General features: G+C 58.5%; 11 protein-coding genes and 1 riboswitch. Of the genes, 5 read left to right on the top strand and 6 right to left on the bottom strand.

Annotated elements, in window-relative coordinates; all coding sequences use genetic code 11:
• Positions 1-36: 36 nt before the first annotated feature.
• The 5 genes from MSL71_RS22390 to MSL71_RS22370 all read right to left on the bottom strand — a co-directional run bounded on the left by MSL71_RS22390 (position 37) and on the right by MSL71_RS22370 (position 8,321).
• Positions 37-3,960, bottom strand: a complete 3,924-nt coding sequence (locus tag MSL71_RS22390) for a cobaltochelatase subunit CobN (protein ID WP_180145221.1) — start codon at positions 3,958-3,960, stop codon at positions 37-39.
• A 467-nt stretch (positions 3,961-4,427) separates the two neighbouring features.
• Complete coding sequence (locus MSL71_RS22385; protein ID WP_180145219.1) at positions 4,428-6,434, bottom strand: helical backbone metal receptor; 2,007 nt, start codon at positions 6,432-6,434, stop codon at positions 4,428-4,430.
• 109 nt (positions 6,435-6,543) lie between these two features.
• Positions 6,544-6,927, bottom strand: coding sequence for a DUF2149 domain-containing protein (locus MSL71_RS22380; RefSeq protein WP_180145216.1), 384 nt, complete (start codon positions 6,925-6,927; stop codon positions 6,544-6,546).
• Positions 6,924-7,568, bottom strand: coding sequence for a MotA/TolQ/ExbB proton channel family protein (locus MSL71_RS22375; RefSeq protein WP_180145213.1), 645 nt, complete (start codon positions 7,566-7,568; stop codon positions 6,924-6,926). Before MSL71_RS22375 ends, MSL71_RS22380 begins: the two co-directional genes overlap by 4 nt.
• Before the next feature lie 21 nt (positions 7,569-7,589).
• The gene (locus MSL71_RS22370) at positions 7,590-8,321 is read right to left on the bottom strand and encodes a DUF2162 family putative transporter (protein WP_180145210.1); all 732 of its coding nucleotides are present in this window, start codon (positions 8,319-8,321) and stop codon (positions 7,590-7,592) included.
• A gap of 204 nt (positions 8,322-8,525) precedes the next feature.
• Positions 8,526-8,734: riboswitch (cobalamin riboswitch) on the bottom strand.
• 135 nt (positions 8,735-8,869) lie between these two features.
• Between MSL71_RS22370 and MSL71_RS22365 the strand changes: the two genes are divergently transcribed.
• The 4 genes from MSL71_RS22365 (at position 8,870) to MSL71_RS22350 (ending at position 12,461) form a co-directional block, all read left to right on the top strand.
• Positions 8,870-9,784, top strand: a complete 915-nt coding sequence (locus MSL71_RS22365) for an ABC transporter substrate-binding protein (RefSeq protein ID WP_180145207.1) — start codon at positions 8,870-8,872, stop codon at positions 9,782-9,784.
• A complete protein-coding gene (locus tag MSL71_RS22360; RefSeq protein WP_246317882.1) occupies positions 9,781-10,800 on the top strand; it encodes a FecCD family ABC transporter permease in 1,020 nt (339 codons plus the stop codon). The genes MSL71_RS22365 and MSL71_RS22360 overlap by 4 nt, the downstream gene beginning before the upstream one ends.
• A complete protein-coding gene (locus tag MSL71_RS22355) occupies positions 10,797-11,630 on the top strand; it encodes an ABC transporter ATP-binding protein (protein WP_246317880.1) in 834 nt (277 codons plus the stop codon). The genes MSL71_RS22360 and MSL71_RS22355 overlap by 4 nt, the downstream gene beginning before the upstream one ends.
• A gap of 234 nt (positions 11,631-11,864) precedes the next feature.
• Positions 11,865-12,461 (top strand): hypothetical protein, encoded by a 597-nt coding sequence (locus tag MSL71_RS22350; protein WP_180145205.1) that lies wholly within the window; start codon positions 11,865-11,867, stop codon positions 12,459-12,461.
• A 305-nt stretch (positions 12,462-12,766) separates the two neighbouring features.
• Here MSL71_RS22350 and MSL71_RS22345 read toward each other — a convergent pair whose 3' ends face one another.
• Positions 12,767-14,491 carry a methyl-accepting chemotaxis protein gene (locus tag MSL71_RS22345; RefSeq protein WP_180145202.1) on the bottom strand — a complete coding sequence of 575 codons (1,725 nt, stop codon included), beginning with the start codon at positions 14,489-14,491 and terminating at the stop codon, positions 12,767-12,769.
• A 1,128-nt stretch (positions 14,492-15,619) separates the two neighbouring features.
• Between MSL71_RS22345 and MSL71_RS22340 the strand changes: the two genes are divergently transcribed.
• Positions 15,620-16,900 (top strand): (Fe-S)-binding protein, encoded by a 1,281-nt coding sequence (locus MSL71_RS22340; protein WP_180145199.1) that lies wholly within the window; start codon positions 15,620-15,622, stop codon positions 16,898-16,900.
• Positions 16,901-16,902: the final 2 nt, after the last annotated feature.

The raw sequence follows: 16,902 nt of genomic DNA, 5'->3' as shown, positions 1-16,902 counted from the left end.
CTGCCTGCGGTTGCAGGGTTCCACGAAATACCCGGGTTATGCATCCACCTTGCCCATGCCCCAGGCAAACAGCCCGATAAAGCCCAGGAGAAAAATCGCCGCATACCACATCACCCCCGATGAGGAGAGTTTTGTGGTCTCTTCCCTGGTTTCGATTTTTTCCATCTTGTACCCCTGGACTTTTCTGTCACCGCTGCCGGTCTCCGCGACCTCGTTTTTTTCGGCCGCTTCCTGCTTTGCATGGTCCGTTTCTGATACCTCGGATTTATCCGCAGCTGTGCCGGGCTTGGTGCTAGCGGCCGCCAGCACCTTGTCGTGGAGCGCTGCCTGTTTGGCTCGTTGATTTTCAAGGGTCGTGCCCACGGCCTCTTCCATGGCCAGGGTGAATTTTTCCACCATCTCCGGGGAGAGCATGCCGGGCATGGAGATGAGGGTCACCACCATCTGATTGAGCAAGGGGTTGTTGCAGGTGTGATCGCAGCAGGCCACGCCCTTTTCAATGACGCCCACGGCGTATTCTCTGGCCAGGTTCTTCGTCACGGATTCATCCGGGGTCCAGTACCCTTTCCTTACGGACTCAAGCATACGGGCCGTAAGGGATTGATAGGCCCAGGGGTTGGCCTTGTTGAAAAAGGTTTTCAGGTCCAGGTCCAGGCTGTCGTTCACATAGACGTCATAGGTCTGCTGCCAGGAGCTCTCTTTAACGGCATGGGGAACCGTCACCTGCCAGCCCCACATGTACTCCACAAAGTGGGCCATCTCCCGGGCCCCGGCGTAATCCTCTTTTTTCATGGCCTCAATCCATTTGGGATTGATGTAGCGGCTCCTGAGCTCCCGGCCGATGGTCTTATCGATGCCCTCCACGGTGACGGTGTCCGGGCGGCCCTGGCGGGTCAGCACCACGTCGGGGCGTGTGCCCGTCTCTTTTTCCACGGCAAGGGAGAGGCCACCCAGGTACTGGAAAACATCGTCGTTGTCCATGGTGCCGTACAGGGCAGACGAGCTGCTGTGGACCGTTGCTGAAACGTTTTTCAGGTTCTCGGCCAGCAGCCCTTGCGCCTCCTCGCCCCAGAGGCCCTGGCCAAAGGCGAACCCGGTGCGCCGCTTCCACACGTCAGCGATCTCCTGGTCGGATTCCCAGAAACCGCTCATGCCCGTCATCTCCGAGACCCCGTTACCGTACGTACCGGGTTTTCCGGTAAAGATGCGGACCCGGGAAAGGATCTCGGCCTGTTCAGGGGAAATGCCCTGCTCTTCCAGCGTGCTACGGGTCCGTGCGCTGTGCTTGGCCAGGAAATTCTCCACATCATCTGCTGCGATGGCCTGCTGCACAGCCTTGTCCAGAAGCGTCATCTTTTCGGGAAAAAGATCTCGGTAGAGCCCCGAAGGGTTGATGAGCACATCAATGCGCGGCCGCCCCAGCATGGCACCGGGCACCACACGCGTTCCGGAAACGCGCCCGGACGCATCCCACACCGGCTCGACCCCCATGAGCCAGAGAATGGTGCTTTCGTTGATGCCTTCATTGCGAAGGGTCTCCGTGGCCCAGAGAATCACGGCCACCTTTTCCGGGTACTCCCCTTTTTCACGGATTTGCCGCTGAAGAATCTGCTCCCCTGCTTTGGCTCCGAGCTTCCAGGCCTCCCTGGTGGGGATCTTGGACGACGAGATACCGTAGAAATTCTTGCCCGTGGGCACGGACAAAGGGTTCCGAATGGGGTCATTGCCCTCCCCCGCCGGGACAAACCGGCCGGAAAGGGCCCGGACGGTGCGCTCCAGCTCAAGGTTACCGGAGTCCCGGATTCCCTGGGCCATGGCCCCGGTATCCAGACCGGGCCGGAGCTCTGCTGCCAGCGCGGAAAAGTCGTCGGCCTCTTTGTCTGACGGCGACATGCCGAAGGTGTGGAGCCCATGGGGCATGAGGGTCTCTTTCAACTCCAGGATGGCGTGCTCCAGGGTCTCGCTCTCGCCCTCGTCGTAGCTGGACAGGGAGAGCTCCTCGTGGAATCCGGTCTTGGCAGAGAGGGCCTTGATCTCTTCTAAAATGGCAGGCACGGTGGCGCTGCCCACGGCCCGGCCCCGGGCAAGCCGGTTGATGAGCTCGTACAATGTGGCGTAATCACTGTGGAGTCCTGCTTTCTGGAACAGGGGCGTCATGTGATCGATGATCACCCCGCGTCCCCTCCGCTTGGCCTGGATCCCTTCGCCGACATCGTCCACGATGTACGGGTAAACATTGGGCAGGTCCCCCACCATCACCTCGGGCGGGCAGGACGGGGAGAGCCCGGCCTGTTTGCCCGGAAGCCATTCGTAGGTGGCGTGGGTTCCCAGGTGGATCATGGCGTCAGCCTTAAATCCCTTCTGAATCCAGAGATAGGCGGCGATGTACTGATGGTGGGGCCACACGCTGGGATCGTGGTAGAGCTTCATGGGGTCGTCCCCCCAGCCTCTGGAGGGCTCGGGCATCATCACCAGGTTCCCGCTCATCACCACCGGCAGGATGAACTGGCCGTCTTTCACCATGATGGAGGAAGACTCCGGTGGCCCCCACTGTTTGATCACAGCATCCTGAAAGGCGTTGGGAAGCTGCCGAAACCATCCAGCATAAGTGGCCATCGGAATCCGCACCACCTTGCCCGCTGCCAGCAGTTTGTCCAGCTCCCCCGGGGCCCAGGAGCCGATGTTTCGGCCGGTACGCAGAATCATCTCCTTGATGGCGGCCTCGGAAAGATCCCTGCCGTCACCCATCCGGTACCCCTCCTGCCGGAAGCGGGTGATGAGGGTTTCGATGGATCGGAAGACGTTAAGGTAACTGGCCCCGATGTTCTGTTTGCCCTGGCTGTGGTTGTAGTAGAGAAGGGCCAGCTTTTTTTCGGCGTTGGGCTTTCGCTGCAGGGCGATCCACCGCTTGAGGCGGGGCATGAGCCGATCCATGTTCTCCTCGATGGGCACGGTGGCAAACAGGGGTTTTTCTTTTTTCGGCCCCTGGACTTTCACCTTGCCTTCCAGGGGCGTCGGCTCGATGAGGCCTGAAATCTCAGGATTTCCCACCGCCCACATCAGATCGGTTACGGGGATTCCCACAGGGTCTTTTCGCCATGCGTTGATTTTTGTGGAGTAGAGGGTGACGGCGTTGATTACGGGCACGTCCAAATCCCGCAACCCGTTTTTGGTGGGCTCGGAAAGGGCCGAATAGAACTTCATGGAAAAGGCGAGGACCAGGTCCACGCGCCCTTTGCGATGATCGTTCAGGAGAAACCTGTCAAAAAGGACCTTCTCCCGCCCGAAACAGGGCAGCACGTTAAAGCCCTCTTTTTCCAGACGCCTGATAATGGTCGCCGCCGATCCTTCGTCACCCCGGAGTACCGTGGGGGTGTAAAACGTCACCCCGATCCACGGCGCGCCCTTCACCGGATGGTACCAGCTGCGGTAGGCCTCCCTGGAATCGAAGAGCTCCGGTGCATCGGGGTGGTAGATACCGCTTTCAATGCGCACCGGCTCACCGGCACACCCCTCGGGGCGATCCAGGGCCACAGCCACGGCGCACCGGGCCATGGACGCAACATGGGCCTCGGTGAGCACCGAATACCACCCCCGGATTTTGTCATCAAAACGGTACCCTTTTTTCTTGAGCCCCTCGGTGTCCCGGGAGCCCCGCAGGGCAAACACACTCTTTTGTGAAAAGTCCACATGGGTGTCCAAATATGCGGGAAGCTCCCGGTGCATCACATCCACCAGGATAACGTCCGATGAGCGCAGAAAGGTGCGGGCCTTTTCAGAGGCATGAAGTTCGGCGTGGGTGAAGTAGCGGGCTTCGATGTCCTCGGTGTCGCTGAGTTCGGAGAGCCCACGGCTCACCACCCCGGTGTCCGACTCGCTGATGACAAGGGAAACCGTTGTTGCGTGGGCAGCGACGGCAAAAAACAAACAGGCCAGACATGTGGTGATAAATACTCTCAATGACAATGCCTTCTCGTGGGTACATCAGGTGTTAAAAAGCATGCCTCCGGCAGGTCGCTTTTTGAAAAAAGCTCCGCAAAAACGTTCCGGTCGCATCGTCTTCAGCCGTTCAGCCCCGTTGGGCTGAACGGCTGAAGACGATGCATGTCCGATATGTTTAAAACAGTCGGCGTGCTGATATCTTTGGGCCGGTCAGAGACGTTCGCAAGACCTGTTTGTCCAATTTTTTAAATGATTGGCCGCCGGAGTTGTTCCGGTTCAAGCTGATCATCAACGGGTTACGATAACGCATCCTGGCCATCCAAGGTTTGCGGGATCCTTTGCATAAACCACCAGCTTACGTATCGGGCGAAGCCCGTGCCGAAGGCGCGTGCGCATTTTTCTGAGGAACGAAGGAAAATGCGCACGCGCAATCAGCTTTCGAGGTGGCTCCACCTCGCCACCGGAGGCATGCTTTTGCTCCCTGTCTATTTTTTGTATTCAATCCCCTTAAGCAGGGCGTCCACGGCAAGGCCAAGGGGCTTGGGCAGGTCGGTGTCCCCGGTGAAGCTCTTATCGGGAACCTGTCCCCCTGCGATTTCCGTGGCCATCTGGTTGCACCAGCCTTTGTAGGCGGAAAGATCGGTAATCAGGCCGCGCTCCCAGGCATCGGAGAGGGCCATGGCCGTCTCCAGAAAGGCGGCGTACTTCGGGTCCAGCAGCAGGGTTTCCAGTTTGGCGTAGGCGGGGGTGCCCGCGCCGCCGGAGGATGCGTTGCAAGGGCAGGTGCTGTCCCCCACAAGATCGGAGACGGAGAGCTGCCGATCCTTGAGGCGCCTGAACACGCTGCGATTCGCCGTGAGGCCGTTTTGCTTGAAGATCGCCTCGGTAACGGCTTCATAGACTGCCGTGGCGATGAGCTCGCCCATCTTGGTGTGGCCCCCGGCGTTGTCCACGGAAACGCCCTCCCCTTCGGCGATGAGGATGTTGTCCGTGCCCGTTCCCGTGGCAGGATTCACCAGAGGGGTGTAGCTGCTTCGCACGTCCAGGTCCTGGAGGGCGGCGGTTTTGCCTTCAGTGGCCGAGATGATGGCGCGGCTCATGGCACGCTTTGATAGGTGCATGTTGGGCAGGATGAGTATGTTGATGGTACCGGGCTCGTAATAGCTGCCCGTATCCTTGCCCATGCGCATGGCATTGGAGCAGACCCCGGCCGTTGCCAGCACCGTGACGCTCATGTCCTTGAAGGAGGCGGTCTTTTTGCTGAAGTTGTCCATGTCCGCCCCGGTAAAAAGAAAACTCGTGGTTTCCCCTTTGACCCCCAGCATGGCGAAGATATCCTGCTTCATGCCCTCAAAGCCCCCTTCGTGGGCCAGCCGCCAGCACTGGGGCGGCATGTAGTTGTTGCCCACGGTGGTGATGTTCTCCCGCCAGCCGTCCAGGGTAGAGAGGATGGTCTTGGGGGATGTGAAGGTCACCTCCAGGCTCCTGGAGGGAAAGTCGTAGAGGGTGGCGTGGTTTAAGCTGGCTTTTTTTACGTACGCCAGGTCCAGGGAGACCGGGGTCCGTTCGATTACCGCATCGGGGTGAATCTGGTTTTTCCGGATGGAAAATTCTGCGGAGTAAAGGTTTGAGGAGAGCCAGGAGACAAAATAGCCCACATGGGTGGAGGCCCGGCAGGTGAGCTCGCAGGGGTAGTAGTCCATGCGTTTGTTTTTAACGGCGGGAACCGCTTGAAAGGCCGGGTTGGCGTAAAGAAGCTCTGCGGCTTCTTTGTCTCCACCGCACCCGTAGATGACGTCCGGGTTAAAGGCAAGAATCTCCGCGTCGGTCATGGAAATCACGGCGCCGTCCCGTTTGATCCCGTGGGGGATGCCCCCTGCCAGGGCGATGAGCTCCTGCTGAAAGGAGTCGGCCCCGGGGGTCATGATGCTGGTGCGTCCCATGAGGCGCATCACCCGCTTGCGTTTGTCCGCAGGAATGGCCGCCGTTTTTTTCCGGATATCGGTAAGGATCTGTCGGTTGTCCGTGATGATTTTTTCCGCTCCGGCCTCGCAGCCCATGAGGCGCCCCATGAGCCGCATCTGCCCAAAGGACTCGTCCACGGAGCCCGGGTCAAGCTGCACAAGGGGTACGGCGCCTTCAAGGGCGTCTATCATCTCCTTCTGTATGCCCGAGACAAAGACCAGGTCGGGGGTAAGGGAAAGTACCTTGTCCACCGAGGGCCTGAAGAATCCCCCCACCACGGTTTTTGTGTTGGCCGCAGCAGGCCAGGTGTCGTGGAGGGTCACCCCCACCACATGGTCTCCTGCTCCCATGACAAAAAGGGCTTCGGTGAGGGACGGCACCAGGGACACCACCCGTGCGGGGGGCTGGTCAAAGGTGACGGTGCGTCCTGCGGAATCGGTGATGGTAACAGCCCGGGCAACGGGCAAAAAAACAAAGAGAAAAAGAGTGAGAACGGCCCCAGCCATCCCCCGGCGAATCCATGTCATGGTCGGTTTCCTGATTGCGTGGCGTAAACGTTAATGACTCCGATTGTCATTGCCTCCGGCGGCAAGAAAACTTTTTGCTGCCGGGATAATTCGTATATCTGCGTCTTATCTACTCCCTTGGTCCGGTGCGTCCGGCTTCGTTTCCATCGGGAACGTACACCATGGAGCCGTCTTCCAGGCGATAGGCCACGCCCATGCGGTGCCCCTCCCCTTCTCCCATGGTTTTGGAGACCTTCAGCGCTTCGATTTTTCGCTTGGATTTGGTGATGATCTCCATCTCCCCGTTTTTGTTTTTTTTGACGATGGTCATCTCGCTCTCTTCGTTGAAGAGGTCGTGGAGGCGATAGGTTGAAAACAGGGTCACGATAAGCCCCACGATGAAGACCAGGCCGATGTCAAACAGGTTGGCCACCCCGTCCATGGGGTCCGAGGCCATGGGCCTTGTCTGGTTTCCGCCCCCCACGGCATACCGGCGTTTTTTCAGGTACCTCATGCCGCCTCCCCGGCGGACGCCCCTGTTGTGCCGTTGCAAGATGAGCCCTGCGGGGTTCCGGCCAGGGCTTCGGTGGCCACCTCCATGTTCAGAAGGTCTTCATCGGCCCATCGGGTCTTGATGACGAGGAAGAGATAGGCCAGAAGCCCCACGGCAAGACCCACCACCGTGGTGGTAAAGGCGATGACCAGCTCCGAGGAGAGCATGGACAGGTCCCCCTGCCCCAGGGCAGCCAGGCCTGTTCCCATGGGAATCAGGGTTCCGATGAGGCCCAGTCCCGGCCCCACGCGAACCACCAGACGATACATGTCCAGGGAGGAAAAGAGCCTGCGCGTGGTGTCCTGGAGGAGCCCTTCCACCTCAAGGGCCGAGGTGCCGCCGTTTTTTTCCAGGAGCCCCTTGAGCCGGGCCACATAGCGGCTGACCCGGGGCGTGGTATGCAGGTCGTGGTCAGGTCGGAAGAACACATCCGGGCCGTCGTTGTCCCCTGCCATGCGATGCCTTCGCACCCATTCGGAAAAAAGGGCCCCGGCACACACCACGGCCCAGAAGGTGAGAAAGGCCAGGAGGATCAGGACCGGGTAGAGAAGGGATGATGAGACCACATAGATATAACTTTTGATGAGAGCTGCCGTTTGCACGTACGAATCCTTAAAAAAGCGTCAATGGGTATGGAAAAAACGATCCAGAAAGATGCCGCCCCCAAAGAGGCAGCATGCAACAATGGCCGTGGTAATGGATGCGTTCTCCCCGCCTCGGGCCGAATCGGCTGCGCCGGATGCCATGGCAAACACATCCGGCAACTCCGAGACATGGGGAACCACCAGAATCGTCAGGAGAAACCAGAGCGCCGCAAGGACCATCATCGTTCCCATGACGTGGTGGGGGGGGGCGAACCGGGTCCCCAGGCATCGGGTGGCCAGAAAGCCAACCGATGCAACGACGGCGAAAATCCCCCAGGCCATGGCGGTCATGGCAAGGGCATTTTCCGGGAAAAACCCGATGACAAAGGCGATGGTCAGCAGAATCACCCCCATACACACCGGACACGGCAAGGCAAAGAGCAGCCATCCCCGCACGGGCTCTGTTCCCTCGGCAGGTTTTTTCAGCAGGGCGGAGCCCCACACAAGGAGAAGCGAGGCCATGGCCGCGTGAACGGCCATGGCCCACTTCACCAGGTGCTCTACGATAAGCAGCTTGTTTAACAGGTTGACACGGGTAAGGAGCAGGAAGCACCCGGCGAACAGGAGGGTATAGGCAAGGGCAGCCACGGCGATAAAGGATAGGCGGCGGCTTTCCCTTTGCGTCCACCCGCAGGCCAGGCCGATGCCGCATTTGGCGGCGTACATTCCCATGGTAAAGACCAATCCGGCAATCAGGCTTTTCCATTCCATGGTACGTAAACTCCTTCCAAATGATACGGCAACGGAGTGGTCTCCGTCGGGTTGCGTAAGGCCGGGATGGAGGGATGCGGGCATAAAAACAAAAAAATCCCCGCACCTGTATCAAGGTGCGGGGATCCGTATTTTCCCACAAAAAAAGCGTGACACACAATCCATGCATGCATCGCGGCATATCTCAGCCTTTACCACGGGCATTGAGACATCTCCATCCAGGCAGGTCTTCTGACTCGCGGATCATCCCGTCCGGCGCGCCTTCCCGAGTGTTTAACAACACCCAGTGGCATGGTGGCCGAAACAGTCCCCACTTACAGCGGCGGGTCCGTTCCCGAATTTCACGGGATTCCCTATTCTCCTTTTCCCTTGAACCATGCAAAGGAAAAAGCACCTGAATTTCTCGTTTACTATTCCATAGAAATGTCCTATGTCAAGGATAATTTTCCCTGAGGGGAGAATCCGGCAATCAGGCTCGAACCCTTTGGATTCAAGCATATCCAGGGATGTGCGCGAACCCGGCTTCGTGGGAGGTCACGGATAACATCATGAAAAATAGAGCCTTACGCACCCTTTTCTTTCTTGCTTTGGGCGTGGCCTGGTGCGGCCTCTTCGCTGCCCGTGTGCAGGCCAAAAGCGTCACCGATACCACAGGCTGCGTGGTCGCGCTGCCGGACGCCCCCAAAAGAGTGGTGTCCCTTGCCCCGAGCATCACAGAGATCGTCTTCTCCCTGGGCAAGGGGGATCTCCTTGCCGGGGTCACCCGATACAGCGACTACCCTGAAGCAGCACAAAAGCTTCCCCGGGTCGGCAGCTACATCCGACCGGAGCTGGAGACCATTGTCTCCTTAAAGCCAGATCTCTGCCTGGCGGTAAAAGACGGCAACCCGGATAACGTGATCCAGCGTATCAGGGCCTTCGGTATCCCCGTGTACACGGTCAATCCCGACGGTATTGACACGATCATCCGTTCTATCAATGAGATAGGCAATATTCTTAATGCAACGCCTGAAGCGCGGGCCATCACCGGCGCCATGGGTGCGCAGCTGGAGGCCATTGACCGAACCGTTGCCAAGGCATCCCACACCCCCCGCCTCTTTTTCCAGATCGGCATCGCCCCCATTGTCTCCGTGGGCAAAAACACCTTCTTAAACGAAATGATCCGCCGGGCGGGCGGCGAGAACGTCGTCACCAGCGAAACGCCCTATCCCCGATTCTCCAAGGAACAGGTCCTGGCCCTGGCACCGGAGATGATCATCATCACCTCCATGGCCAGAAACGATGATTTTGAGGTCATGCGACAGGAATGGGCAAGCTGGCCGTCCCTTCCCGCCGTCCAAACCAACAACATCCATGTCGTCAACTCGGACATCCTGGATCGCCCCACCCCGCGTGTGGTGGAGGGCCTTGCCATGCTGGCGGCCCTGATCCACCCCACCCTTTTTGAGGAGGCGGCTCGGTGAACGACACATCCAGGGTACGGGGACGCCTGCTGAAACGAATTCTCCTTATCACCGCCCTGCTCTCCATTGTTCTGGGGGCTGCGGTGCTCCTGGGCCTGGCCACGGGGCCTTCGGGCATTGATCTTACACCCGTGGCACAGCTCGTGACGGGCGATTCCCAGGCAGACAGCCTCCAAATTGCCATCATCGAACGTATCCGGCTTCCCCGGGTACTCATGGCCCTGTTCTGCGGAGCGGTCCTTTCACTGGGCGGGCTTGTCTTTCAGGCCCTTCTGGGAAACCCCCTTGCCGAGCCCTATATCCTGGGCATCTCCGGCGGCGCAGCCACCGGGGCCATCATGGGGATCCTTGCGGGGTTTGCCCGGGTGCCGGGTGTCAGCCTCACCGCCTTTGCCGGCAGCATGGTCACCCTCTTTATGGTGCTTGTCCTTTCCCGGGGCGAGAACCGGGTGGGCCGGGACGCCATGCTGTTGTCCGGAGTCATGGTCAACGCCTTCTGCTCGGCGATGATCATGTTTCTCATCTCCATTTCCGAAGAGAACAAGCTCCACGACATCATGTTCTGGCTCATGGGAGACCTTTCTTCTGCAGACATGCCCCAGGTAGGCATGGTGGCCCTTCTGGTGCTGCCCTGCTTTGTCGTTATCTTTCTTCTCTCCCACAAGATGAACCTCATGCTTATGGGACGAGAGATGGCGCGTGCCATGGGGGTCTCCATCCGGCGGACCACCCTTATCCTTCTTATCGCCACCTCGTTTATGGTCAGCGCCATGGTCTGCCAGAGCGGCCTCATGGGCTTTGTGGGTCTGGTGGTGCCCCACATCCTCAGGCAGGTGTTCGGCTCGGACCACCGGGTGCTGGTGCCGGCCACCATCGTGGGCGGAGGCGCCTTCATGGTCATCTGCGACCTGCTGGCCCGGTGGATTCCCAGGGAGGGAGAGATCCCCGTGGGGGTCATCACCGCCATGATCGGAGCCCCTTTGTTCATCATGCTCCTTAAAAGGAGGGCCCGATGATGACACACAACAATGCGTCCACTGCAACTCAGCTCGCCACCCGCGAGCTCTCCACGGGCTACGGCAGCCATGAAGTGCTCACGGATATTACCCTTTCCGTTCCCCGGGGTTCCTTTTTTATTATCGCAGGGCCCAACGGCACGGGTAAAACCACCCTGCTGAAATGCCTGGCCGGACTTTCCCGCCCCCGAACCGGCGAGGTGTCCCTTGAGGGTACCCCGCTGTCCCGGATGACGCGGCGGGAGCTGGCCCGGCGCATCGCGTTTCTGCCCCAGTCGGTGGAGAGTGCGTTTTCTTTGACGGTCCGGGAGGTGGTGCTCATGGGGCGGGCGCCCCACCTGGGCATGCTGGGCTTTCACAAAGACAAAGACATGGCCCTTGCCGAAGAGGCCATGGCCTTTACCGATGTCCTGCACCTGGCCGACCGGTCCGTGGACGCGTTGAGCGGAGGGGAAAAGCAGCGGGTCTTTATCTCCCGGGCCGTATGCCAGCAGCCTGAGTTCATTCTCCTCGACGAACCCACCTCGGCCCTGGACCTGGCCCATCAGGTGCGTGTCATGGATTTGATGGAGAGGTTGAAGCTGGAGCGTGGAACCGGGGTGGTGATGGTCTCCCACGACCTGAACCTGGCGGCCATGTATGCCGATACCCTGTGCCTGATCCATCAGGGGACTGTCTCGGCCATAGGGGCGCCGCCCCAGGTCCTGGAAAAAAAACGACTGGAAACCGTCTACGGGTGCCGCTTGTTTGTGGAAGAGAGCCCGGCAGCCTCAAGCTTGCGCATCACCCCCGTCCCTGCCCGGATGAGCAAGGACGCAGCGAGCCATTGAGACCTGATTACCCCTTCACCGATGGCTTCCCTCTTTGGAAAGACACCCCGGACTTGCCTAAGGAACCATATTGTTATTGCCATTCACGACGAGTTTGTTTAATGTTTGCCCGAACGCGTGCCGTCATATGAATAAAGCCGCACGTCTTCAGGGTATCCTCCCTGAGGGATTGTTTTCGCCAGAGCCTTGCATGCCAAGTCATGTATGTAAACCCAGCCATCTCCGGAGGGATGCATGGAGATAGAACAGAAACGCTACCTGAACAGGACGCGCTTCACCTTTGAAAAGGAACGCCTGAGCTACGCCATGGGGCAGGAATCAGGATCCCGGTCGTTCGGGGTGTATTATGCCGACATCCCCATGGAGACGACGATGGTGGAAGCACGAAATTCCTGGTTTCGAAACGCAGCGGCCGTGCTCGGGATCGTCTGGGTGTGCAGCCTCCTCACCTGGCTTGCGGTGCCGTCCCAGCAGACGGGCCCTGCCCTCTACCTTCCCATTGCCGCATCCATCTGCCTTATCATCTATCGGTTTGCCTTCACCCGGTATACGGTTTTGAAAACCGAATCCGGGGATATTTACCTGATCAGCGGCAAACGCCATGACGAGATTTTTGACGAGCTTATGAAGCGACGCAAAAGCCAGCTCCTCTCCTGGTACGGAGAGATCGATTACGCCAACGACCCCGGCGAAGAGATCCGCAAATTTCACTGGCTCAAGGTTCAGGGCGTCATCGGTGACGAAGAATTCGAATCCATCCGCACCCGCATCGAGGTGTTCCACGGCCCCATGCAGGAGACTGATTTTATGGAGGGGCCGAGTATAAATTAAGGGCTAAGGGCTAAGGGCTAAGGGCTAAGGGCTAAGGGAAAATATACGATCATTTGATCACGTCAAGTTAAAATGAAAGCGCCCCCACGTATGCGTGGAGACGCTTTTTTCAGCAATTATGGGGCAAACGGCCCTTTTCGCTTTCAACCTTTAGCCCGTTCGCCTTTTCAGCTTTTAACCCTTCGCCTTTCAGCCTTTAGCCCTTCGCCTTTCAGCCTTTAGCCCTTCGCCTTTTAGCCTTTGGCCCTTCGCCTTTTAGCCTTTGGCCCTTCGCCTTTCAACCTTTAGCCCTTCGCCTTTCTGACCTACACCTTAAACCTCGACACCATGGACGTCAAAGACTCCGAAAGCCGGGAAAGTTCTTCTGCGCTGGTGCTCACCATGGTGCTGCTGGATGCGATTTCGGCGCTCCCGGCGTTTACGGCGCTGATCTCTCGGGCGATGTTCTCCGAGACCATGGAGGTCTCGGCCACGTTGCCGTTGACCTCTTCAATGCCCTGGGCGGCCTGGGCCACGTTGCCGGAGATCTCCCGGGTGGTGACGGCCTGCTCTTCCACGGACGCGGCGATGGTGGAGACGATGTCGTTGACCTCCACGATGACGTCGGAGATGGAGCGGATTTCCGTTACGGTCTCCCGGGTGGAACCCTGGATGCCCTCCACCTGGCGCTTGATCTCCTGGGTGGCCTCGGAGGTCTGGGCGGCAAGGGCCTTGATCTCGTTGGCGACGACAGCAAACCCTTTGCCCGCTTCACCGGCCCGGGCCGCTTCGATGGTGGCGTTCAGGGCCAGGAGGTTGGTCTGCTCCGAGATGTCGGTGATGGCCTCGGTGACCTTGCTGATCTCGTCGGCCGATACGCCCAGGAGGTCCACTTTTTCCGTGGCGGTCTTTGCCTTTGACACGGCGCCCTGGGTAATGCCGCTGGCCTTTTCGGAATTTGAGGCGATCTCCTGGACCGTGACGCTCATCTCCTCGGAGGCGGCGGCCACCATGCCCACGTTGGTGGAGGCCTGCTCGCTGGCTGCGGCCACTGAGGTCATGGTAACGTTCATCTCTTCGGCGGCGGCAGCCACGCTGTCCGAACGGGAGGATGCTTCATCGGCACCCTGGGAGAGCTGGGTGGCCACGGCAGAGAGTTCCGTGGAAGCGCTGTTAAGCCCCATGGCATTTTCCGCCACATCCCGGACGATGGTCTGCAGGTTTTCAATAAACACGTTGATCCAGCGGGCCAGCTCCCCGGTTTCGTCCTCATTGGTGATGGCAAGCCGGGTGGTCAGGTCCCCTTCCCCCTCGGCGATGTCCTTAAGGCCGAGGATGGCCTGCCTCAGGGAGCGGGTAATGGCAACAGCCATCATCAGGGTCACGGGAAGGATGATCAAAAGAAAGAATCCGCCTGCGATACCCGCCACCAGGGTCACGCCCCGGGAGACGCCACTCGCAATCACCTCTTCGATAATGGTCTTTTCTTCTTCGATGTTGTCGATGTAGACGCCGGAGCCCACCCAGTAGGATGTCCCGGGAATTTTCTCGGCGTAGCCGATCTTGGGCTGAACCCCTTTTCCGGGTTTCTGGAAGCTGTAGGGGACAAACCCGCCCCCGGCGCTGGCGGCTTTTTCAAGCTCGATGAGGTAGTAGACGCCGTTGGCGTCCTTGGAATTTTTTCTGTTTTCCCCGGTCATTGAAAGGTTGGCTGCATTGCACACCACTTTAAAACCGTCATAGACAAAAAAATAGCCGGACCGGTCCTCTTCAAATCGAATGGGAACAATAATCTCCCGGACAACGTCTTCGACCGACTCGGATTCCGGCGCCTTTTTAAGGGCGGTGCCCAGGGCCAGGGCCATGGCGTGGGTCGCCACCTTGAGCTTTTCCTTCTGCCCCTTCAACATCACCTCTCCGGCTTCATGGATCCCTGCGTCCCTTGCCATGGAACCGATCTTGAATGATCCGACCAGCATCCCGATGAAGAGAAAGAAAACCATACCGATGATGATATAGATCCTTGCTTTGATTGAGACCTTCTTGAACATTACCACTCCTTATCGTCTTTGATGTGACATCCGTGTCACGGCAGCACAGCATGCTGCCGACCAAATCTGAGGACTCCCCTCAACGGATCCGAGGCGGGACCATCGGCACTCCCGCACGTGCTGAACATCTCGGTATATTCTTTTTGTTTTTCCTGAAATTCTCCCCGCTATTTTCCCCCGTTTAGAAGAATCATTTCCCGGAATGGGCACCAATACAGGCCCATGTCCAATGGTTTGTGTAACTGATCTTCTTTCCATTTTGTAAATGATAGTGATTAGAATACGTATCGCCAAAAGGAACGCACAATTTAGTAAAATTTACCAAATTAATTTCCCGCAGCCCCTATCGCCCCTTAAATACAGGACATCCACGCCATGTTTCATCATTGCATGAAAAGCCCCCGTAAAAATCGTGTCTCCTGAGCCGTACGCCCTACTGAACGGGGCTTTGCCACGCCGGGGCCGAGAGAATAAAATTGACAGACTTCCCCGGGACATTCCTCCAAAAATCATCTCCTGCACCGAGACACGATCAAGGACGATATGAACCCCGTTCAGTTTTTCCAGGGCAAACTACATCAAGGGAGATGGGCTTTTGCCCTTGCACAGGAGAAAAGCGCATCCCATGCGTTGGGGGCGTTTTTAATCCGCAACGAAACGATTTGTTTCCTCAATCTTTTTCTGTAGCAATATTCAATATTCCTATTTGACATATTTAATATGTCTATATATCACTAAACCGAATCCCATGGACCGACCCGAACCCCTCAGGCAAAGGGGTTGCAGGCGTTTTCGGTCCCCCACACACTGACTGCACTGGAGACATGATGCGATTTCCTTCCGGGTACAACTGACAGAGCAACAAAATCCGCCCGTGCTCGGCGGATTTCCGTTGCAGGTAAGCACGCCCTCTGTGCGTGCGTCAGGTGATACCCGGAAATGTGCCCCGCCTTTTATCTAAACGGCCCATTTCCTCTTCACCTCCCCTTGCCTGGTTCTTGCGGACCGGGCTCCTGATGATTGTGGACACCATTTCCGTCGACCACGGGAATCTTACATCCCGCCCACCCGAGGTGCATGCATCGGGCGGCGGAGCGAGACGTTGTTTGAAGAGGAGACGACCACACAATGATTGAACCACTGGAAGTAACCGGAACCCCATCACGCATTCGAGACAAGGCCCTGGCCATGATCCCGGACGGGAACTTGAGCGCCTGCCTCACCTGCGGCACCTGTGCAAGCGGCTGTCCGGCAACAGGACAGATGGGCATGGACCCGCGCAGGTTTTTGCGCATGGCAGTCCTTGGCATGGATGAACAGCTTGAGCGCCACCCCTGGGTATGGGTCTGCACCATGTGCAAGCGGTGCTACGACGCCTGCCCCATGAGCATCGACATCCCCCAGCTTATCTACGACCTGCGGGCGGAGTGGCCACGGGAGGAGCGTCCCAAGGGGATCCTCGGCTCCTGCGACCACCACATCAACTCCGAGGGCGGCGCCATGGGCGTGCCCCTGGAGGATTTCAAGTTCACCATCGAGGACCTGGCCGAGGAGTGCCGCGAGCAGCCCGGCTTTGAAGAGCTCCGGGCCGACCTGGACAGAGAGGGTGCCTATTTTGCCCTCAACCAAAACTCACGGGAGCCCGTCACCGAACCGGATGAGCTCCTCCCCCTGTGGAAGATCCTCCACACGGTGGGGGCGGACTGGACCTACTACTCCAAAATGTGGGGCGGCGAGAACTACTGCATGTTCCTGGCCGATGACGAACCCTGGGAAAAAATCATCCGCGCACAGGTGGAGCACATCGAAAAGCTCGGCTGCAAGGTGTTCATCAACACCGAGTGCGGCCACTCCTTCTTCGCGGTCTGGCAGGGGCTCCGCCGGTTCAACATCCCCCACAACTTCGAGTTCCGCAGCATCATCGAGTACTACGCAACGTGGATCCGCGAGGGCAAACTCCCGGTCAACTCCGACTGGAACACAGGCGGCATCAAATTTACCGTCCAGGATCCCTGCAACGTGGTGCGAAAGTCCCTGGGGGACAAGCTGGCCGACGACTTGCGCTTTGTGGTGAAAAAAGTGGTGGGCGAGGAGAACTTCATCGACATGGTGCCCAACCGCTCCATGAACTTCTGCTGCGGGGGCGGAGGCGGCTCCCTCCAGGCCGGTTTCACGGACGAGCGCCAGGCGTACGGCAAGGTGAAATTCAATCAGATCCAGGCCACCGGGGCCGACTACGTCATCACCCCCTGCCACAACTGCCACGCCCAGGTGGAGGACATCGGCCACCACTTTGAGGGAACCTATCACACCGTGCACCTCTGGACCCTCATCTGCCTCTCTCTGGGGATCCTGGGAGAAAACGAGCGCACCTATCTCGGGCCGGACCTGGCCGAATACGGGCTGTAAGG

Origin of the sequence: Desulfoluna butyratoxydans (genome assembly GCF_900699765.1) — a bacterium.
In the GTDB taxonomy this organism is placed as follows: Bacteria; Desulfobacterota; Desulfobacteria; order Desulfobacterales; family Desulfolunaceae; genus Desulfoluna; species Desulfoluna butyratoxydans.
Note: the sequence above shows the minus strand (reverse complement) of the source record. Positions and strands in the feature narration are given on the sequence as shown.